Genomic DNA, 20511 nt, shown 5'->3' on the forward strand with positions numbered 1-20511 from the left:
GGCCGGACACCCCGACAGGAAAGACAAACATGATCAACACGATGCTGACCTCGCTGAGCAGCGAGCGGATCCGGGCCTTCCGGGCGGCCGGCCACTGGCGTGACAGCACGATCTACGGCCTCGTCCGCGAGCACGCCGATCGCACCCCGCACAAGGTCGCGGTCCGCGAGCGGGACCGTCAGGTCACCTACGCCGAGCTCGTCGACGCCGCCGACCGGCTCGCCGCCACGCTGTACGGGCACCGGGTCCGCCCCGGCCAGCGCGTCGCGGTCTGGCTGCCGAGCCGCCTCGAGACGGCGGTGGCGCTGCTGGCCTGCTCGCGCAACGGCTACGTCGCGTGCCCCTCGCTGCACCGTGACCACACCGTGGGCGAGATCGTCGAACTCCTGCGACGGATGCGCGCGGCCGCGCTGATCGCCGAGGTCGGGTACGGTGCCGACGCCGACCGCCACGACGTGTTCGCCGAGGTCCGCGACCTCCCCGGCCTGCGGCTGGCGCTGCCCCTGACGCCGCGGGACGGTTCCGCCGCCGTCCTTCCCGAGCTACCCGCCCCGGCCGCCGAGGCGCCGGTCCGCACCGACCCCGACACCGTCGTCTACCTGGCCTTCACCTCGGGCACCACCGGAGCGCCCAAGGGGGTCATGCACTCCGACAACACTCTGCTTGCCCCCGCGCGGGCGATGGCCGGCGACTGGGCGCTGGACGCCGGGATGTGCGTCTACTCGCTGTCCCCGCTGAGCCACAACCTCGGCCTCGGCGCCATGATCATGACGCTGGCCGGGGGAGGCGAGTTCGTGGTGCACGACCTGCCCCGTGGCGCGAGCCTCGCCGACCGGCTGCGCGAGGTCGGCGCGTCGTTCGTGTTCGGGGTGCCCACGCACGCGATCGACCTGCTGGCCGAGTTGCGCGAGCGACCCGGCACCGGGCTGCCGTCGGTGCGCGGCTTCCGCGTCTCCGGCGCCCCGGTCCCGCCGGTCGTCGCCCAGGGGCTGCTCGACCTCGGCATCGTCCCGCAGAGCGGCTACGGCATGACCGAGGCGGGGTCGCACCACTACACCGTCCCGGACGACGCCCCCGCGCTCATCGTGGAGACCTCGGGCCGGGCCTGTGCCGGTTACGAGGTCACGATCTTCTCCCAGGAGGACCCGGACCAGGTGCTGCCGCCCGGCGAGATCGGGCAGATCGGCGCTCGCGGCGCGTCGCTCATGCTCGGCTACTTCGACGACCAGGCCGCCACCGAGGACTCGTTCAACGCCGACGGCTGGTTCATGACCGGGGACCTCGGCTGGCTGGACGAGGCCGGCTACCTGCGAATCACCGGCCGCAAGAAGGACGTCATCATCCGCGGCGGGCACAACATCTTCCCTGCCAAGATCGAGAACTTTGCGATGCGCCATGCCGGGGTGGACAAGGCCGCCGTCATCGGCGTGCCCGACGAGCGGCTCGGCGAGCGGGTCTGCCTGGTGGTCAAGCCACTGCCCGGCCAGCAGGTGGACGCCGACGGTCTGCTGCGCCACCTGGACGAGTCCGGCCTGTCCAAGTACGACATGCCGGAGTACTTCCTCGCGCTCGACGAGATCCCACTGATGCCCTCCGGGAAGATCCTCAAGCGCCGGCTCGTCGAATGGGTCGACGAAGGCCGGGTGACACCCTCCTCGGTCCGCTTCACCCCGGCGGTCCGCTCGTGATCGCCGTCCTCCGCAGCACCCCACGGAAGGGAACGGCACAGTGCGCGCGGTGACCGTCCACGAGTTCGGCAACCTGGACAAGGCCCGGCTGGAGGAACGGGAGGACCCGCGTCCCGGCGAGGGCGAGGTCCTGGTCGAGGTCCGCGCCGCGCCCGTCAACTACGTCGACCTCGTGACCTTCCGCGGCGAGTACCAGTTCAAGCCGGTGTTGCCCTACGTCCCGGGCAAGGGGCCCAGCGGTGTGGTGCGAGAAGTCGGCCCCGGGGTGGCCGGGCTCGCGCCGGGCGACCGGGTACTGGCCATGGCCGAGTACGGCGGCTACGCCGAGCTGACGGCCGTCGACCACCGGCAGGTGTACCGGCTGCCCGACGCGCTGGCGTTCGTCGACGCCGCGGCGATGTCGCTGGGATTCGACACCGCCTGGATGGCGCTGCGCGACCGTGCCCGCATCCGCCCCGGTGAGACCGTCCTCGTGCTCGGCGCCACCGGTGCGGTCGGCCTGGCCGCCGTGCAGCTCGCCAGAGCGATGGGCGCCGGGCTCGTGCTGGCCGGAGTCTCGCGCCCCGAGCGGTTCGCACCGGCGGCAGCCGCCGGAGCCGACGCGATGATCGACCTCTCCCGGCCCGACCTGCGCGAGTCCGTCCGCACTCAGGTACTGGCGGCGACCGACGGGGTAGGTGTCGACATCGTGATCGACCCGCTCGGCGGCGACCCGTTCGACGGGGCGGTCCGCTCGCTGGCCTGGCGGGGCCGGCTCGTGGTCATCGGGTTCGCGGCCGGGCGCATCCCGGTACTGAAGGCCAACTATCCGCTGCTGAAGAACATCGAGGTCTCCGGTCTGCAGATCAGCGACTACCGCAAGCGGATGCCCGAACTGGTCGCCGAGTGCTACCGGGAGGTCTTCACATTCCACGAGCAGGGCCTGGTGGCGGCGCCGCTGAGCACGACGGTTCCGTTGGCGGACTGGAAGGTCGCGTTTCGCGCGGTGCAGGCGGGTGGGGCCACGAGTCGTCAGGTGTTGCTGCCCACCTGATGGCCTTCACCGTCGTTCTGCTGCCGACCACGACGGTCGGCCGGCCCTCCTCGCCGACGCCCTCACCCCGACTGCCGACCGACCGGTGGCACCTGTGGGCCAGGCCGGGCGCGACGTCGCCCTGCGCCTCGGCCTCCTGCACGACCCGCTGGTTCAGGGCGGCGGACAGCATGTACGTCGGACGTTCTCCGCGATCAGCCAGGCGCCGTCGACGATGGGGATGACGACGCCGAGATCCCGGTGCCGTCCTTCCGCTCCCGGGGACGTGCTCCGGCCGGAGAGGACCGCAGAACCGGAGCCACCTCGCGGGCGATCAGCTCGAGCGAGGCGAGCGCGTCGGCGACCGGCATGCCGGCCCAGTCCGTGCGGAGCACGAAGTGGTCGACGCCGATCTCGTCGCGCCACGGCAGCAGCGCCGCGAGGCAGTCCTGCGGAGAGCCGACCACGAACCGGTCCTCCGCGAGATCCGCGTAATCGGTTCGGAACGACTCCTTCCCGGGCATGACCCGGTCCTGGCCCCAGTCGGCGTAGACCGCGTACTTGGCGGCCAGGTGGGGCCGCGCGAGCTCCAGCGCGCGCTCCCGGGTCGGTGCGCAGTAGACCTCCCGCATCAGCGGCAGCTCGTGCACCGGCCCGCGGCCCGCGGCGATCCGCTCGGCGTGGAAGAGGCCGAGCTGGCGCCGGATCGTCGACGCCGTGGCGTGCGGGTTGATCATCCAGGTGTCGGCGAGGCGGGCGGCACGGCGGACGGCGGCGTCGGAGTTCGCGGCCATCCAGATCGGCGGGCGGTTCCGCGGCAGGGTGGTGGCCCGGACACCGTCGAGCCGGCACCACGGGTTGTCGGCGTGCACCGGCTCGCCGGACCACAGTTCCTCGACGATCCGCAGGTTCTCGGTGAACCGCCGGACCTTCTCCCCCGCAGGGATCCCGAACGCCGCGTACTCCACCTCGCGGTATCCCAGCCCGACGCCGAAGATCGAGCGGCCGCCGCACACGGCGTCGAGGCTGGCGAAGTTCTCCGCCGTGTCCACGGGGTTGTGCAGTGCGAGCAGGTGGATACCGGTGCCGATGCGCATGTCGCCGGCGTCGGCGGCGAGCCGGGCCAGCCACGGCAGCGGCTGGATGTGCGAGAACGTCTCCGACAGGTGGTGCTGGCCGGCGAACACCGAGTCCAGCCCGCCGTCGCGCGCGGCCCGGACCAGCGAGAGCTGCTCGTACAGCGCCTCGAGGGGGTCGCGGCCCGCGGGCTGCTGGTGGGTGAGGAACACCCCGACCTCGACGCGCCCGTCACGCACGGCAGGCCTCCGCGAAGTCGACGGCAGGGGTGCCGTCACCGAGCGACAGCACGGCGTTGAGCACGCGGTCCGCTGTCGCCGCGGACGCGACCCGGCCGATCGTCTCCCGGAACTTGGCGACGATCTCGGCGTTGGTCAGCGGCCGCTCGTCGTGCCCGCGGTTGACCTGCTCGCGGTGGCGCAGCACCCGGGCGTCGGCCAACTCGATCTCGACGGCGCCGGAGTAGGCGGCGGGGAACGCGCTGTCCGGGTCGTCGGAGACCCGAACCTTCTGGGCGAGGGCGAGGATGCCGGCATCGCCGAGGGCGTCGTCCTCCAGCTCGGCGAGGGTGAACCGCCCGCGGGTCAGCGCCGCGGCGACGACGTACGGCAGGCTGAACTTGGCGTCGTACTCGTCGCGCGGGACCCACTTCGCCTCCGGCGGCTCGCAGACGACCTTGCCGGGCACCGGGTGGATCGCGCAGCGGACCTCGGCGATCCTCGTGTCGCCGATCTCGGGACGCAGGGCGAGCACCGCGTCGGCGAACGCGTGGATGAAGTGGCAGATCGGGTACGGCTTGACGGCCGTGCGGACCAGCTCCCAGGTCTTTCCCAGCGCCTCCCCCACGGCCCCGGGGTGGGTCACGCGCCCGGCGAGATGGGTGTTGTAGAGCCCGAAGCGGCCCTCGTAGACCGCCGGCGGCCCGCTCCATCCGGCCTTGGCGAAGCTCGCCGCGGTCAGCCCGGACATCGCCGCCCAGCCCGGGTGCAGGCGTTTGGTCCAGGCTCCGTCGGCCAGGAACTCGAGCAGGCCCGCGCTCATCGACCCGACGACGCCCTGAGCGGCGGCGAACCCGTCCGGATCCAGCCCGGCGATCTTCCCAGCCGCCACCGCGGCGCCGAAGGCGCCGGCCACGGCCGTCGGATGGAAGCCCACGTCGTGGAACCCGCCCGCGCCGCCGATCCCGACCCGCGCCGACACCTCGACGCCGAGGATGTACGCCAGCAGCAGGTCGGCGGTGGTGGCACCCCGGCTCACCGCCGCGGACAGCGCGGCCGGGAGGGCGGCCGCCGAGACGTGCGTGACGGCGGAGATGTGGGTGTCGTCGAAATCCATGCCGTGGATCAGCACGCCGTTGAGCACCGCGGCGTCGCGCGGGGAGAGCCGGTCCGGCATGCCGAGCACCGGGTGGGTGCCGCCGCCGAATGCCGACAGCGCCTCCAGCGCGACGGCCGGGAACCCGTAGGCGGTCGAGGCGAAGGCCAGCCCGACGGCGTCGAGGACCAGGTGACGGGCCCGCTCGGCCACCTCGGCGGGCACATCGGACAGCTCGGCGCGGGCGGCGAACTCGCCGACCTGCCCGGCGAGCGCGGTGCGGGCGGGGCTGAGGGTCATCGGTGAGCCTCCTGGTCGAGAACGAACAATACGTCGGACGTATGCATTGCGGGAGGGTCAGACCGCGATCGGAGGCATCCGGGTGTGGTGGTCCGTGCGGTCCTGGAAGAGCTGGGCGGCCCGCAGCGCGGTCGCCTCGCCGTGCGGCGGGGCGATCAGCAGAGCGGAGACCGGGCACCCGTCCGGCGCGAGCCCGGTCGGGACGGCGAGGCCGGGGGCGCCGGTGAGGTTGCCCAGCATCGTGGCGCGGGACTGCGCCGCGTAGAGCGGGTACTGCTCACCGTCGACGGTCACGGTGCAGTCGGGCAGCCGCGGTGCGGTGGCCGGCGTGGTCGGGACGACGACGAGGTCGGCGCGCGCGAACACGGCGTCGAGCTCGGCCTGCAACTCGGCGCGGAACTGCAAGGCGCGCAGGTAGTCACTCGCCGGGGTCGCGATCCCCTGGCTGATCCGCTTCACGGTCACCGGGTCGTAGTCGCACCAGCGGGCGGCGTCGATCCGGTGCAGTGCCGCGGCCTCGGTGAACACGATCTGGTAGCCGATGGGCAGGGCCTGCGCGGCGGAGGGGATCTCGCCGGGGACGATCTCGGCGCCCGCGTCGGCGAGGACGTCGGCGAGGTGCGCGACCCCGGCTCGGACCGCCGCGTCGCAGAGCTCGGTGAGGTAGCCCCCGGGCAGGGCGATCCGCAGCCCGCGCAGGTCGGTGGCGTCGCCCGACTCGAACGGACTTTCCCGGACCCGCAGGTCCCGCCCGTCCGGGCCCCGGAGCAGAGCGAAGAGCAGCGCGACCGTACGGGCGTCGCGGGCGAGCGGGCCCACGGCCTCCGTGGTCCAGGACAGCGGGACGACGCCGGTGCGCGGGATCGCCCCCGCCGTCGGCTTGAGCCCGGTGAGGCCGCACCAGGCCGCGGGCAATCGGATCGAGCCGCCGACGTCCGTCCCGAGGCCGAACGGCACCACCCCGGCTGCCACCGCCGCAGCCGTGCCGGTCGAGGACCCCCCGGCCCACCGCTCGCGGTCCCAGGGGTTGCGGCAGGCACCGGTCAGCGGCGGGTGCGGGCCGCCGACCGCGAACTCGGTGGTGGCGTCCTTAGAGATCGGGATGGCCCCGTGCGCCTCCAGCCGGGCGACGACCGTCGCGGACTCCGTCGCGGGCGGTGCGTCCGCCCGGGTCCGGGAGGCGGCGGTGGTGGGCACGCCCTCGACGTCGATCACGTCCTTGACCGCGAACGGCACACCCTCGAGCAGCCGCGGCACCTCCCGCCGGTCGGACTCGGCGGCCATGTCGAGCGCCCGCTCGCGCAGCACCCGGATCGTGCAGTTCAGCTCGGCGTGCAGCCGGCCCAGCCGGTCCAGCGCCTCACCCACCCGGTCGCGCGCGGACACCGTGCCGCGCAGATCCCGAGCGACGTCGCCGAACTCGCCGGTCTCCGCGGCTCGTGCGCGCGAAGGGCCACTCGCACTCACCCGGCCGGACAGCCAGGCGTCACCGCGCATCGGATCGGCATCCTCCGGGCGGACCGGGAGGGCTCGGAGGACCGCGGCGGCGGGCTCCGCGCCCGCCACCGCCTCGGACATGTCCTTCACCTGGCAGGGGTCGAGGGTGTACCCGAGCCGGGCCGCGAGGGCGCCGAGCTCCTCCACGGAGCTCACCGCGCGCGCCTCTCGGCTCGGCCCCCGGCGAGCCGAGCCCTCATCGGATCACCGCCTTGCCCGCCAGCAGTGACTTCGCGACGACGCCGCGCAGCACGTCGTTCGTGCCCTCGCCGATCGACATCAGCGGCGCGTCCCGGTAGAGCCGCTCGACCTCGAACTCCGTCGAGTAGCCGTATCCGCCGTGGATGCGCATCGCGTCGGTTGCGCAGGCCAGCGCCTGCTCGGAGGCGAAGATCTTCGCCATCCCGGACTCGGTGTCCATCCGGACGCCGTCGTCCATCCGGGAGGCCGCCCAGTACGTCATCAGCCGCGCCGCCTGCAACCGGACGGCGATCTCCGCCAGCCGCATCTGCACGGCCTGGAACTCCCCGATGGCCTGCCCGAACGCGGTGCGCTCACGGGCGTAGTTCAGCGCCTCGTCGTAGGCACGCTGGGCGATGCCCACGCTGCGGGCGGCGATGTTGATCCGGCCGGTCTCCAGCGAGGACAGCGCCTGCTGCATGCCGCGCCCCTCGACGCCGCCGAGCAGCTGCGAGGCCGGCACCCGGACGTCGGTCAGCACGACTTCGCAGGACTCGGTGCCCTTGTAGCCGAGTTTGCCGATGTCGGCAGTGACCTCGAACCCGGGCGTCCCGGCCTCGACCAGGAGGATGCTCATGCCCTTGTGCGCGGGTGCGGCCGTCGGATCGGTCTTCACCAGCACCGGCAGCGGGTCGGCGTACCGGGCGTTGGTGATCCACATCTTGGTCCCGTTGACCACGTACTCGTCGCCCTCGCGGCGGGCCGTGGTCCGGATGCCCTGCAGGTCGGTCCCCGCGCCGGGCTCGGTCAGCGCGATCCCGGTGCGGCGCTTCCCGGTGGCCAGGTCCGGCAGGTACTTCGCCTTCTGCTCCTCGGTGCCGTGCCGGGCGAGCATGAAGCACGAGACGGAATGGCTGCCGAGGATGCCGGCGATCCCCATCCAGCCCCGCGAGATCTCCTCGAAGGTCAACGCGAACGACACCGTGTCCGCGGCCAGCCCGCCGTACTCCTCCGGCACGGCCAGCCCGAACAGGCCGAGCTGCTTCATCCCCTCGACGATCTCCGTCGGGTAGCGCCCGGAGTGCTCCCAGTCCCGTGCGACCGGCACGATCTCGGAGTCGACGAAGTCCCGCAGCGTGTCCCGGAAGAGCCGCTGCTCGTCGTTCAACTGGAAGTCCACGTCAGCCCTTTCCCAGCGCGCCGGCCTCGCGCAGCGCGGCGATCTTGTCGTCGTCGTAACCCAGTGCCCGCAGCACGCGGTCCGTGTCGGCACCCATCGGCGGGGCGCTGCGCGTCGGCGCCCGGTCCGCCCCCGGCCGGCCCACCCGCACCGCGCTGCGCAGGCTGCGCACCGTCCCGAACACCGGGTGGGCCGTCTCGGCGATCAGGTCCCGCTCGAGCGTGTGCGGGTCGGCCAGGGCGCCCGCGACGTCGTTGATCGGGGCGCACGGGATCGACGCCGCGTACATCGGTGCGAGCCAGCCCGCGACCGTCCGCGTCCGGAAGATCTCCTCCAGCAGCGGCACGATCACCTCCCGGTTGCGGTTGCGGTCGGCGAAGGTCGCGAACCGCGGGTCGTCGGCCAGCTCCGGGCGGTCCATCACCGCGGTGAGCCGATGCCAGAACTTCTCCTTCGCGCATCCCACGACCAGCCAGCCATCGGCCGCCTCGAAGGCCTGGAACGGGATCAGCGACGGGTGCGCGGAGTGCCGCGTCCGCGTGGGCCGGTAGCCCGCGGTCAGATGCCAGGTGCCCGGGTAGGCCAGCAGGCTGACCGCCGTGTCGTACAGCGAGAGGTCGCAGTCGGTCCCGACACCGTCGCGGCGGGCCGCGTGGATCGCGGCCAGCAGCGAGATCGCCGCGACGTACCCGCCGCAGTAGTCCACGAGCGAGGGCCCGGTCTTCTGCGGCGCCCCGCCCGGCTCTCCGGTCAGCGACATCCATCCGCCCAGCGCCTGCAGCACGTAGTCGTAGCCGGGCTCCTTCGACCGCGGCCCCGTCATCCCGAAGCCGGTCAGCGAGCAGCAGACGATCCTCGGGTTGACGTCCTTCAGATCGTCGTAGCGGATCCCGAGCTTCTCCGGGACGTCGCCGCGCAGGTTGGAGTACACGGCGTCGGCGGTCCGGACCAGGTCCTCGAACACCGCGCGGCCCAGCGGCGTGCGGATGTCCAGGGTGATCGAGGTCTTGTCCCGGTTGAAGGACTGGAAGAACAGCGAGTCGCCGCCCTCGGCGTAGGGCGGGATCGCCCGGCCGACGTCGCCGCCGACCGAGGGGTCCTCCACCTTGATGATCTCCGCGCCCAGCTCGGCCAGGTGCATCGAGCCGAACGGGCCGGCCCCGTACTGCTCGAGCGAGACGATCCTGACGTCCTCGAGCGGCCTCACGGGTTCTCCAGCGTGAGCGGCTCGGCGGCCTGCGGGAACAGCGACTTCGCGCCGTCGGTGTCCCGCTTGTGCACGTAGAAGGTGCGCTTGAAGGACAGCACCTCGACCGCGTCCTGGTTCAGCGTCCGGGTCTTGATCGAGACGATCCCGGCGTGCGCCCGGGACCCCGACTCCCGCTTGGACAACACGATCGACTCCGACCAGATCGTGTCGCCGGCGAACACCGGCGCGGTCAGCTTCAGTTCGTCGACGCCCAGGTTCGCGAAGGCGTTCTGGGTGGTGTCGGTGACCGACTGCCCCATCGCGATCGCGATCGTCAGTGGGGACACCACCAGCATCCGGCCGAACTCCGATGACTGCCCCACCTGCGCGTTGAAGTGCGCCTGGTTGGTGTTCATCGTCAGCAGCGTGAACCAGATGTTGTCCGTCTCGGTGATCGTGCGGCCCAGCGGGTGCTGGTAAACGTCCCCGATCTCGAAGTCCTCGTAGAAGCGTCCCTGCCAGCCGGGCTTCACCGTCACGCCGCTCACTCCTTCGTCCGCGTTCGCCATCCGACGCTAAACATCTGACAATTCTTGGTCAACCGCGCTCGATCTCCTCGAGCCGGCGGTTCGTGGTGCGGTCCCCAACAGCGCCATCACCAGCCCCATGAGCAGGGCGGCGATCGCGATGTAGGCATAGACGGCGGTCAGGCCCATCCCCGAGTACAGCGCGGCGACTCCGAAGCCGCCGAGCACGCCCGCCAGACGGCCCGACCCGTTCGCGATGCCGGAGCCGAGCCCGCGCAGGTGCAGCGGGAACACCTCGGCGATGTAGGTGTAGAGCGTCGCGACGCCGGTCTGCATCAGCAGGGCGGCACCGAAGCCGCACCCGATGATTGCGGCCGGGTGGTCGATGAGCCCGAACAGCAGCAGGAGCACCGCGACGACGACCTCGATCCCGAGGATCACCGTCTTGCGCTCGAACCGGTCGATGATCGGCATCGCGAGCAGCGCGCCCGGCACGGCGGCGATGGCGAGGATCGACGAGTACGTGAGGCTCTGCGCCGTGGTGTAGCCGCGCTCGACGAGCAGGGTCGGCACCCAGGAGCTGAACCCGTAGAAGGACAGGATCAAGAAGACGCACGCGAGGGAGGCCACGACCGTCTTGCGCAGGGTCGCGCCGCGCAGCAGCTCGGTCAGCCGGCCCGGGACGATCGGGCGGTCCGCAACCGGCGCCGGCAGCGGCTCGCCGGTGCGCGCCTCGGCCTGCCGTTCCATGATCGCGACCAGCTCCTCCTCCCGAGGGTCACCGGTGCGCCCGTGCCCCGCGCGCCACCGCACCGACTCGGGCAGGGTGCGCAGCGCGATCACGCCGCCGACGGCGCCCAGTGCGCCGACCACGAAGATCCACCGCCAGGCCCCGTGCCCCATCGGGACGACGAGCCGGGCCACCCACGCCGCGATCGGCACGCCGGCGAGCCCGATGGCCAGCAGGAGCGCCTGGTAGCGGCCGCGTAACGACCGCGGGAACATCTCGCTCACCCAGACCAGCAGCACGCCGGTCATCGCCTGCAGCCCGAACCCGGTGAGCACGCGCAGCGCCCCGAGCATCCACGGACCGGTAGAGAACACGCTGAGCAGCGAGAACAGCGAGTAGAAGAACGCGGCGCCGATCAGCACCGGGCGCCGGCCGACGCGATCGGACAGCCGGCCGCCGACGATGGCGCCGAGGAACATCCCGACGAAGCCCGCCGAGGTGATCGCTCCGACGCCTCCGATCGACAGCCCCCACTCGCTGCGCAGCGCCGGAGCGGCGTAGGCGAACGAGTTGAGATCCACGAGATCGAAGACGAACAGCAAGCCGAGCAGCCCCACCCAGCGGCGGTGCGTCGGCGTGACGACCGGGATCCGGTCGAGCCGGGCGGCGAGATCGACGATCCCAGTGCCGGCGGCCGGGACGGCCGAGGGGCCGGCCGGACCCATGCTGGTGCCGGTGGGTCGAGACGGGCCTGGCGACATCGCGAGCTCCCCTCGGCGCGCGGCGGTGCGCGCTCGTCCCACCCCGCGCCGCGACGCACGGGGGCGACCCGGACAAGTCCGCGGTCACAGCTGCACGCTAAATATCAGACGCTTACACGACAAGGGGTTGCGGCGATGCGGTCGCCGCTGGATCGACGGCTCGGACGGGCTCGCCGGCACGCAACAGCAGCGCCCGCGCCCGGTCCACCACGGGCTTGTCGATCATCCTCCCGTCGAGGACGGCGACCCCACCCGCAGCCGAGGCCTGGACCACCGATCGTGCCCAGGCAACCTGCTCCGGCGGCGGGGAGAAGGCCGCCGCGACCGGCCCGACCTGCGCCGGGTGGATGCACATCTTCGCGGTGAAGCCCAGGGACAGGCCGTGGGCGCAGTCGGCGAGCAGGAGTTCCTCGTCCCGCACCGCCGTCGTCACGCCGTCGATGGGCGCACCCGCTCCCGCGGCTCGCGCGCCGAGCACGAGGGCCGAGCGCGCGTACCGCAGCGCGTCCCGGTCGACCGGGTCGACCCCCAGCTCGGCCGCCAGGTCGACGCTGCCGAATCCGGCTCGGACGACGCCCGCGACCCCGCAGACCTCGATGGCGCGGTGCACCCCGAGCGCAGTCTCGATCAGCGGAACGACCTGCGCGGACGGGCCCAGCGCCGACACGAGGGCGGCGACGTCGGCCGGGTCCTGCGCCTTGGGCAGCATCACCGGCCCGGGGACCCCACCGGCCGCCCGGGCGGCGTCGGTCACGGCGTCGACGTCGTCGGCGAACCAGTCGGTGCCGGGCGGGTTGACCCGCACCATCCCCGGGTGACCGGAGGCCAGCCACTCGCGCACGGCCGCCCGCGCGGCGGACTTGGCCTCGGGCGCGACGGCGTCCTCCAGGTCGAGCACGACGAGATCGGCCCCGGCCGAGGCGGCCTTGGCGAAGCGCTCGGGACGGTCGCCGGGGACGAAGAGCAGGGTGCGGGTGGCGAGCAGATCGGCCCGTGCTGCGGGCGGCGTGATGATCACGATGTCTGACGTTTTCACGACGGCCCGCTCCGGTCCAGCTGTGCTGTCGGTAGGCTGCCCTCACGCGACGGTCCGCCGGGCTCCGCCCGCTGCCGACCCCGTACCGACCCGCCCACGTCCCCGCCGGGGCGACGAGACCTTTCCCGGAGCGTGATCACATGGCCCCGATTCCGGACCGCCGCGGCACCGCGGCTCCCCCGGGCGGCGGCCCCGACCCGGCGGACCACGAAGCGCTCAACCACACCGATCGCCCTGGTACCAACGCCGCCTCGGGGTCACGGCGCTCCGGGGCGCCCATCGCGCAGCTGCGCGTCCAGCGGGTGCGGCCGGCCTACCAGCAGGTGGCCGACGAGCTCCGCTCCCAGATCATGCGAGGCATCCTCGAACCCGGCACCCGGCTGCCCGCGGAGGCGGAGCTGACCAGGATGTTCGGCGTCAGCCGATCCACCGTCCGGGAGGCGCTGCGCGCTCTGACCAGCCAGCACCTGATCGAGACGCGGCGGGGGGTGCAGGGCGGCTCGTTCGTCGCCGCACCGGACCCGGCCAAGCTGGTCGAGGACGTCGGCGGCGCGCTCGGAGTGCTGGTGGCCACCCCGCAGCTGCAGATCGCCGACCTGCTCGAGGCCCGCCTGCTGCTCGAACCCGTCGCCGCCCGGCTCGCCGCCCAGCGTGCCGACGAGGAGACCGTCCAGGCATTGCGGGCCGCCGCCGAGGCCCCGCAGGACCCGCGCGACCCCAGCGGATTCGTCTCGCACATGGACTTCCACACGATGATCCTCATGGCCACCGGGAACCTGATGTTCACGATGATGGGCCAGCCGGTCAGCGACGTCCTGCGTACCCGGCTCGACCGCGCCGCCGTCGCCCGGGAACAGTGGGACGAGGTCGACGCCTGCCACGCCACCATCGCCGAGCACATTGCCCGCGGCGAGGCCGCCGAGGCCGAGGAGGCCATGCGCAATCACCTGCTCGACCTGCGGGAGCTGTACGAGCATCCCGGTAGCTGGCGGGGTCGCCCCTGTCCGTGACGCCGGCGTGACCGAGGTCCGAGAGGGCCGCCGCGCCGTCGGCGAGCCACGGCCGGGGCCGGCACCGATCAGCCCGGAAGGTGGGCGCGGTACAGCTCCTCGAGCGCGGCCCGGTGCCGGGCCGCGGCGTCCGGGTCGTAGGTGGGGTTGTCCGGCACCGCGAACCCGTGGTGGGCCGGGTAGAACTCGATCACGTGCTCCACCCCCGCGGCGGACAGCGCCTTCCCCAGCAACTCGGCCTGCTCCTCGGTGAACGATCCGTCGTCGACGGCGACGGCGACGTAGACGGTCGCCCTGATGCGGTCGGCGGCGCGGTGCGGACTTTCGGGGTCGTCGGCGACGGCGAGCCGCCCGCCGTGGAACGACGCCGCCGCCGCGATCCGGTCCGGGTGCGCCGCGGCGGCGATCAGCGACATCCGCCCGCCCATGCAGTACCCGGTGGTGCCGACCGCGGCCCCGGTGACCTCCGGCCGCAAGAGCAGGAACTCCAGGAACGCCCCGGAGTCGGCGACGATCCGCTCCCGCGTGAGCCCGCCCATCAGCTCGCCGAGCCGTGCCTGCTCCCCCGGGTCGCTGAACGCGGTCGCCATGTCGAACGGCGCCCAGTCCCCCGCCCGGTAGTAGACGTCGGGCAGCAGGGTCGCGTACCCCGTCGCCGCGAGCCGGTCGGCCATCTCGCGGAACGTCTCCCGGGCCCCGCCCGCGTCGGGGAACATGAGGACCGCGGGCCAGGGCCCGTCGCCGTCGGGCAGGTGCAGGGTGGCGGGGCACCGGCCGTCCGGAGCCGGAATCTCGACGTCGATGCGTGGCACGCGGCCCTCCCGGGGGCTCGACGGATCGTTGCGCTGATTAACCATGCGCGTGCAGCGACGGGCCCGCAAGAGCCAGGAACCCCTCGCCGAGCGTCTCGTTCTGCGTCGGGTGCGGGTGATCGAGTGACGGCTCCCGGGGCACCGGCGCTCCACCGGTCACGGCGCAGCGAGCCGCTCGCCGGATGAGTGGCCACGAACCATCTTTGGTCGCGCCCTGACGCTTAACATCAGAGTTTTCAATCGTCAAGCGAGTCGCTGCCGGGTCCAGCCCCCCGGAATTGCGGCCGAGCATGCGGCCCATCGGGCCGAGTGCCGGCAGCCTCCGGTGAAGCAGATCCACAACGAACCGAAAAGATCCGAGGTATTGCGTCCGCGCGGACGGCTCCCCCACTATGGGCGTGCCGCCGGCCCCCGAGCCGGTGCTCCCGTCCAGACCCGCGCCGGACCGGTCCATGTCCCGGCGTGCCCTCGATGCCCTCGGCCGGGCTGAGCAGAACGGAACCGCGGATGAAACGCATCGGAGTCGACGTCGGAGGCACCTTCACCGACCTCATCCTGTGGGACGAAGGACGCGTCGTCGTCCACAAGACTCCCTCCACACCGGACGATCCCTCGGTCGGAACGATGGAGGGCATCAGCGCGCTCGCCGAGCGAGCCGGCATCTCCGTCGGCGACATCGAGATGTTCTTCCACGGCACCACCGTGGCGACCAACATCGTGCTCGAGCACAACGGCTCGGACGTCGGCATGATCACGACCGAGGGCTTTCGCGACCTGCTGCACATCGCCCGCAAGAAGCGGCCGCTGAACTACTCCAACCATCAGGACCTGCCCTGGCAGAAATGGCAGCTGATCCGCCGGCGCAACCGGCGCACGGTCGCCGAGCGCATCGACGCAGCCGGCACCGTGGTGACCCCGCTCGACGAGGGCCAGGTGCGCGAGCAGGTGCGCCTGCTCCGGGACCGGGACGTCGACGCCATCGCGGTCTGCTTCCTGCACGCCTACCGCAACCCCGTCCACGAGGAGCGGGTCCGCGAGATCATCGAGGAGGAGTTCCCGGAGGCCTTCGTTTCGTTGTCGAGCCGGGTGGCACCTCAGTACCGCGAGTACGAGCGGTTCTCGACGACCGCGCTCAACGCCTTCATCGGACCGAAGGTCTCCACCTACGTCACCCGTCTCGCCGAGTCCGCTCGTGCCGCGGGAATCGGGGACGACGTCCACCTGATGACCTCGGCCGGTGGTCTGATCACCGCTCGCAGCGCCAGCGAGGCACCGGTGTCCCTGCTGACCAGCGGGGTCGTCGCCGGGCTGCTGGGCGGGTGCGCGATCGGCCGCGCCTCGGGCTATCCGAGCGTCATCACCTTGGACGTGGGCGGTACCTCGGCCGACGTGGGCGTCGCCCCGGACGGGAAGCTCCGGATGAAGCACCTGCTCGATACCCGTATCGGTGACTACCACGCCATGGTTCCGATGGCGGAGGTCGACACGATCGGCGCGGGCGGCGGCTCCATCGCGGCGGTCGACGAGGGCGGCATGTTCCGGGTGGGGCCGCGTAGTGCGGGGGCCCACCCCGGGCCGGCCTGCTACGGCCGGGGTGGCACCGAACCGACGTCCACCGACGCCATGGTGCTGATGGGCTGGCTGCGCGAGGACAGCTTCCTCTCCGGCACCATGACCGTGCAGCCGGAACTCGCCCGCGAGGCCGTCGAGACGCACATCGCCCGGAGCCTGGACACCACCCTCGCCCAGGCCGCCATGGGCATCTTCAAGATCCTCGCGTACTCGATGACCGAGGCCATCAGCCTCCACTCCGTGCGGAAGGGCTACGACCCCCGCGAATTCTCCCTGGTGGCCGAGGGCGGCGCCGGCCCGCTGTTCGCCTGGCACATCGCCGAGCAGCTGGGCATCCCACGGGTCATCGTGCCCCGCCATCCCGGCATCGCCTCCGCGATGGGTCTGCTGACCACCGACCTCCGGTACGAGATCCCGACGACGGTATGGACATCCTCGGCCGCGCCGGACGTCGACCTGATCGCCACGCAGCTCAAGCGGCTGGAGGAGCAGGCGCGGGCTCAGCTGCGTGCCGACGGCGTCGACGACGAGCACATCTCGCTGGAGCGGTCCGTGGACTGCCGCTACATGGGGCAGGGCTACGAACTGCGGGTGCCGGCACCCGACGGCGAGGTCGACGAGGACTGGGTGGCCGCCACCGCCGCGGCGTTCCACGAGGTCCACGGCCGGACCTACTCCCAGCGGTTCGAGGACAAGCCGGTGCACCTGGTGAACATCCGGGTCACCGGCGTGGGCGCCGTCACGCACGTCGTCATCGGCGAGATCGAGCCCGGTGGCGAGGACCCGGGCGCAGCCGTCAAGACGACGACGCGCGCCCTGTTCTGGCGCGACGAGGTGAGCGAGCCGGAGTGGTTCGAGACGCCGGTCTACGACCGCGCGCTGCTCCGCGCCGGCAACCGGATCAGCGGTCCGGCCATCGTCGAGCAGTTCGACTCCACCACCGTCATCGGCCTCAACCAGCACGCGACCGTCGACTCCGTCGGTCACATCATCATGGAGAGGAAGACCGCGTGACCGCGCTGCTGCCCCCGACGGGCGTCTCCCTGGCCGGCGAGGCCACCCGCACCTGGAATGACGTCGACGTGGACCCCATCACGCTGCGGGTCATCGGCGGCGCCCTGAACTCGATGGCCAAGGAGATGGCCCAGGTGCTCTACCGCATGGCCTACTCCAGCCTGATCCGCGAATCCGAGGACCTCGGCGCCGGCATCTTCGACGTGAACGGCCGGGAGCTCTGCGAGTCCGACTCCACCCCGATGCACTGCGGCTCCATCCCCGCCTACATCCGCGGGATCAACCGCCGGCTCGCCGGCACCTACCAGCCCGGCGACGTCGTCCTGCACAACCACCCCTACCACGGTGCCGCGCACTCCCCCGACTACGGGATCGTGATCCCGATCTTCTGGCAGGGTGAGCACATCGGGTTCGCCGGGTGCACCGGCCACGTGTCCGACATCGGCGGCAACTTCCCCGGCCTCTGCATGGACGTCGTCGACGTCTGGGCCGAGGGCAAGCTCATGGACTCGATGAAGATCTACGAGGCCGGCGTCCGCAATGACATGCTGATCCAGCACATCCTGGACAACGTCCGCACCCCCGAGCAGAACCGCGGCGACCTCGAGGCCCTCATCGCCTGCGCGCGGCTGGGCGAGCGCCGGTTCACCGAACTACTGGAGAAGTACGGCCTCGACACCGTCATGAGCGCCGCCGAGCGCTGGATGGACTACTCCGAGGACATGCTCCGCCGCCGCATCCGCGAGATCCCGGACGGCTCCTACGAGGCACCGATCGGCTACCTGGACGACGACGGCAAGAACCGGGGCATCCCGCTCAAGGTCGCCGTCCGCGTGCAGATCGACGGCGACGACGTGCTGGTGGACCTGACCGGGTCCAACGACCAGGTCCCCACCGCGTTCAACGTCCCGTTCGAGGGCTCGGTGCTCCCGACCGCCGTCTCGGCGATCCGCACGATTCTCCTCGACGAGTTCCTCACCGAGGAGTTCGTGCCCCAGAACGACGGGTGCTTCCGTCCGGTCAAGGCCTATGCACCCGAGGGCTCCATCTTCAACCCCCACTTCCCAGCCGCGTGCTTCGCGCGGTTCTCCCAGATCAACCGCGTGTTCGACTCGATCAACCTGGCGCTGGCCCCGGTTCTGCCCGATCAGGCCATCGCCGGATCGTCCGCGGCGCTGTGCGCGATCGCCTACTCCGGGCTGGCCCCCGACGGCGAGTCCTACTGGGTCTACATCGAGATCAACGAGGGCTCCTACGGCGGTCGTCACGGCAAGGACGGCATGGACTGCGTGGACTCGCTGATGGCCAACACCCGCAACAACCCCATCGAGGAACTGGAGCTCAACCACGCCATGCGGGCGGTCCGCTACGAGCTCCGCGAGGAGCCACCGGCCCCCGGCCGGTGGCGCGGCGGTATCGGCAGCGTGCGCACCTGGCTCATGGAGGTCGACACGTACCTCGGCTCGGAGGCGGACAACCGCTCGGACCCCCCGGCCGGGGCGCTGGGCGGCCATGACGGGACCGCGGGCGCCTTCATCCGCAACCCGGGGACCGACCGCGAGGAGGTGCTCTTCTCGAAGGTCACCCAGGAGGTGTGCAAGGCCGGTGACGTGCTCGAGATCCGGCTGCCCTCCGGCGGCGGGTTCGGGGACCCCTACGCCCGCGACCCGCAGGCCGTGCTCGACGACGTCGCGGACGAGTACCTCACCGCCGACGACGCCCGCCGGGATTACGGCGTGGTCCTCGACACCGACTCGTGGACCGTCGACGAGGCGGCCACGCGGGAACTGCGCGCAGCCCGGAGCGCCGCCTGAACGACACGGGGGTGAGTCAGCCGGCCTGCACGCGCGTGGCCCGCACGGGCGATAGCCTGCACGGCGAGGCCGCTCGAGCGCCATGTGAGTGAGGACTGCGATGAAACGCGCTGACGGGGCAGCCGGGCCCCCGGCCTACGCCACCGTGGCGCGGCAGATCCGCGACCATATCCTCGCCGGCGAACTCGCCCCCGGTGCTCGCCTGCCCAGTGAGTCGGAGCTCAGCGCCGAGTACGGTGTCGGCCGCAGCACCATCCGCGAGGCACTGAAGGTACTGGCCAGCCAGAACATCATCTGCACGACCCGGGGCGTGACCGGGGGCAGCTTCGTCGCGGTCCCGACCGTCAGCGACATCAGCGCCCACCTGGAGACCGGCGTCGGGCTGATGACGGCGGTCGAGACCGTGTCGGTGGAGCAGTTGATCGACGTCCGGCAGATGCTGGAGGTCCCGGCGGCCGGGATCGCGGCCTACCGCCGCACCGACGAGCACCTCGATGCGCTGCGCCGATCGATGTTCGACCCGAGCGGTGCGCAGGGACCGGAGACCTACGCCCACAACCAGGAGTTCCATCTGGTGCTGCTCCGAGCGGCGGGCAACCCGCTACTCGAGGTGATCACCATTCCGATCTTCCGTGTGCTCTCCAGCCGCTTCGGTCGTGACCGCGCGCCGGCCGGATTCTGGCAGTGCGTCGATGCGGACCACCGCGCCCTGCTCGCACTGATCGAGGACGGTGACTCGATGGGAACGATGAGCGCGATGCGCCGGCACCTTGACCATCTCAGCGACGCGTACATGCGAATGGACCGGCTCCACCGCGGCTGACGCGCCATCGCGGTCGACCGTGCTCGGCGGGAGCAGGAGGGCTTGGTTCGGGACGTCTGATACCCGGCGACGGGATCGCACCAACGGCAACGAAGTCGATCGATCTGACGGGAGCGGTCATGGCAGGACGGGTCGAGGGCAAGGTCGCGTTCATCAGTGGGGTGGCGCGCGGGCAGGGCCGCAGCCACGCGGTGCGGCTGGCCCAGGAGGGCGCCGACATCATCGGCGTCGACGTGTGCGGGGACGTCGGGGGGACCCGGCGGTTCTACCCGCCGGCCACCGAGGCGGACCTGGCCGAGACGGTCAAGCTGGTCGAGGACCTCGACCGGCGCATCGTGGTCAGCCAGGCCGACGTGCGCGACGTCGACGCCACCAGGAAGGCCGTCGACGACGGCGTCGCGCAGCTGGGCCGGCTCGACATCGTCGCCGCCAACGCGGGAATCTTCCAGTTCGGCGACCCGGTCCACCAGACCTCGGAGGACGACTGGCGCGACGTGCTCGATGTCAACCTCACCGGGGTGTTCCACACCTGCAAGGCCACCGTGCCGCATCTGCTCGCCGGCAGGCGGGGCGGCTCGATCGTGCTCACGGCCTCCGGGGCGGGGATCAAGGGCTTCGCGAACTTCGGGCACTACGTCGCGGCCAAGCACGGCGTCGTCGGGCTGATGCGCACCCTCGCGCTGGAGATGGCGCCGCACGGGATCCGGGTGAACGTCATCGCGCCGACCAACTGCAACACCGACATGATCCAGAACGAGCCGATGTACCGGCTGTTCCTGCCCGAGAACGAGCACCCGTCCCGCGAGGAGTTCGCCGAGGCGTCAGCGACGCTGCTGGCGCTGCCGGTGCCGTGGGTGGAGCCCATCGACATCTCCAACGCACTGCTGTTCCTGGCCTCCGACGAAGCCCGCTACATCACCGGCGTGACGCTGCCCGTCGACGCCGGCATGACCACCAAGTAGCGACGGCATGGAC

At 71.9% G+C, this 20511-nt stretch carries 16 protein-coding genes; 7 read left to right on the forward strand and 9 right to left on the reverse strand.

What is annotated here, in order from left to right:
- Positions 1–29 precede the first annotated feature (29 nt).
- Both HF526_RS05815 and HF526_RS05820 read left to right on the forward strand, forming a co-directional pair.
- Positions 30–1688, forward strand: coding sequence for a class I adenylate-forming enzyme family protein (locus tag HF526_RS05815; RefSeq protein ID WP_211176822.1), 1659 nt, complete (start codon positions 30–32; stop codon positions 1686–1688).
- 49 nt (positions 1689–1737) lie between these two features.
- Positions 1738–2721 carry a zinc-binding dehydrogenase gene (locus HF526_RS05820; RefSeq protein WP_169380223.1) on the forward strand — a complete coding sequence of 328 codons (984 nt, stop codon included), beginning with the start codon at positions 1738–1740 and terminating at the stop codon, positions 2719–2721.
- Between the two features lie 194 nt (positions 2722–2915).
- On the opposite strand, the gene HF526_RS05825 is transcribed toward HF526_RS05820, so the two are convergent.
- From HF526_RS05825 to HF526_RS05860, 8 genes are all read right to left on the reverse strand, one after another.
- Positions 2916–4016: an LLM class flavin-dependent oxidoreductase gene (locus HF526_RS05825; RefSeq protein ID WP_169380224.1), complete on the reverse strand. Its 1101-nt coding sequence runs from the start codon at positions 4014–4016 to the stop codon at positions 2916–2918.
- Positions 4009–5391, reverse strand: coding sequence for an MmgE/PrpD family protein (locus tag HF526_RS05830; RefSeq protein WP_169380225.1), 1383 nt, complete (start codon positions 5389–5391; stop codon positions 4009–4011). The genes HF526_RS05825 and HF526_RS05830 overlap by 8 nt, the downstream gene beginning before the upstream one ends.
- Positions 5392–5448: 57 nt before the next feature.
- On the reverse strand, positions 5449–7044 hold the full coding sequence (locus HF526_RS05835) for an amidase (RefSeq protein ID WP_338051319.1): 1596 nt from the start codon (positions 7042–7044) through the stop codon (positions 5449–5451).
- 40 nt (positions 7045–7084) lie between these two features.
- The gene (locus tag HF526_RS05840) at positions 7085–8248 is read right to left on the reverse strand and encodes an acyl-CoA dehydrogenase family protein (protein ID WP_169380226.1); all 1164 of its coding nucleotides are present in this window, start codon (positions 8246–8248) and stop codon (positions 7085–7087) included.
- 1 nt (position 8249) lies between these two features.
- Positions 8250–9455, reverse strand: coding sequence for a CoA transferase (locus tag HF526_RS05845; RefSeq protein ID WP_169380227.1), 1206 nt, complete (start codon positions 9453–9455; stop codon positions 8250–8252).
- Positions 9452–9976 (reverse strand): MaoC/PaaZ C-terminal domain-containing protein, encoded by a 525-nt coding sequence (locus HF526_RS05850; RefSeq protein ID WP_338051320.1) that lies wholly within the window; start codon positions 9974–9976, stop codon positions 9452–9454. The genes HF526_RS05845 and HF526_RS05850 overlap by 4 nt, the downstream gene beginning before the upstream one ends.
- Positions 9977–10012: 36 nt before the next feature.
- Positions 10013–11419 (reverse strand): MFS transporter, encoded by a 1407-nt coding sequence (locus tag HF526_RS05855; protein WP_169380229.1) that lies wholly within the window; start codon positions 11417–11419, stop codon positions 10013–10015.
- Between the two features lie 148 nt (positions 11420–11567).
- Entirely contained in the window at positions 11568–12491 is a 924-nt protein-coding gene (locus HF526_RS05860) for an HpcH/HpaI aldolase/citrate lyase family protein (RefSeq protein WP_338051321.1), read from the reverse strand.
- Between the two features lie 140 nt (positions 12492–12631).
- Here HF526_RS05860 and HF526_RS05865 point away from each other — a divergent pair, with 140 nt between their 5' ends.
- The gene (locus tag HF526_RS05865; RefSeq protein WP_169380230.1) at positions 12632–13501 is read left to right on the forward strand and encodes a FadR/GntR family transcriptional regulator; all 870 of its coding nucleotides are present in this window, start codon (positions 12632–12634) and stop codon (positions 13499–13501) included.
- A gap of 68 nt (positions 13502–13569) precedes the next feature.
- Here the strand turns inward: HF526_RS05865 and HF526_RS05870 are convergent, their stop codons facing one another.
- Positions 13570–14313, reverse strand: coding sequence for a dienelactone hydrolase family protein (locus HF526_RS05870; protein WP_338051322.1), 744 nt, complete (start codon positions 14311–14313; stop codon positions 13570–13572).
- 507 nt (positions 14314–14820) lie between these two features.
- Between HF526_RS05870 and HF526_RS05875 the strand changes: the two genes are divergently transcribed.
- The 4 genes from HF526_RS05875 (at position 14821) to HF526_RS05890 (ending at position 20498) form a co-directional block, all read left to right on the forward strand.
- A complete protein-coding gene (locus HF526_RS05875; RefSeq protein WP_169380232.1) occupies positions 14821–16899 on the forward strand; it encodes a hydantoinase/oxoprolinase family protein in 2079 nt (692 codons plus the stop codon).
- Complete coding sequence (locus tag HF526_RS05880) at positions 16896–18713, forward strand: hydantoinase B/oxoprolinase family protein (RefSeq protein WP_169380233.1); 1818 nt, start codon at positions 16896–16898, stop codon at positions 18711–18713. Before HF526_RS05875 ends, HF526_RS05880 begins: the two co-directional genes overlap by 4 nt.
- Before the next feature lie 100 nt (positions 18714–18813).
- On the forward strand, positions 18814–19536 hold the full coding sequence (locus HF526_RS05885; RefSeq protein ID WP_169380234.1) for a FadR/GntR family transcriptional regulator: 723 nt from the start codon (positions 18814–18816) through the stop codon (positions 19534–19536).
- 119 nt (positions 19537–19655) lie between these two features.
- Positions 19656–20498 carry a mycofactocin-coupled SDR family oxidoreductase gene (locus HF526_RS05890; RefSeq protein ID WP_169380235.1) on the forward strand — a complete coding sequence of 281 codons (843 nt, stop codon included), beginning with the start codon at positions 19656–19658 and terminating at the stop codon, positions 20496–20498.
- Positions 20499–20511 lie beyond the last annotated feature (13 nt).

This window comes from Pseudonocardia acidicola (genome assembly GCF_012911935.1).
Classification (GTDB): Bacteria; Actinomycetota; Actinomycetes; order Mycobacteriales; family Pseudonocardiaceae; genus Pseudonocardia; species Pseudonocardia acidicola.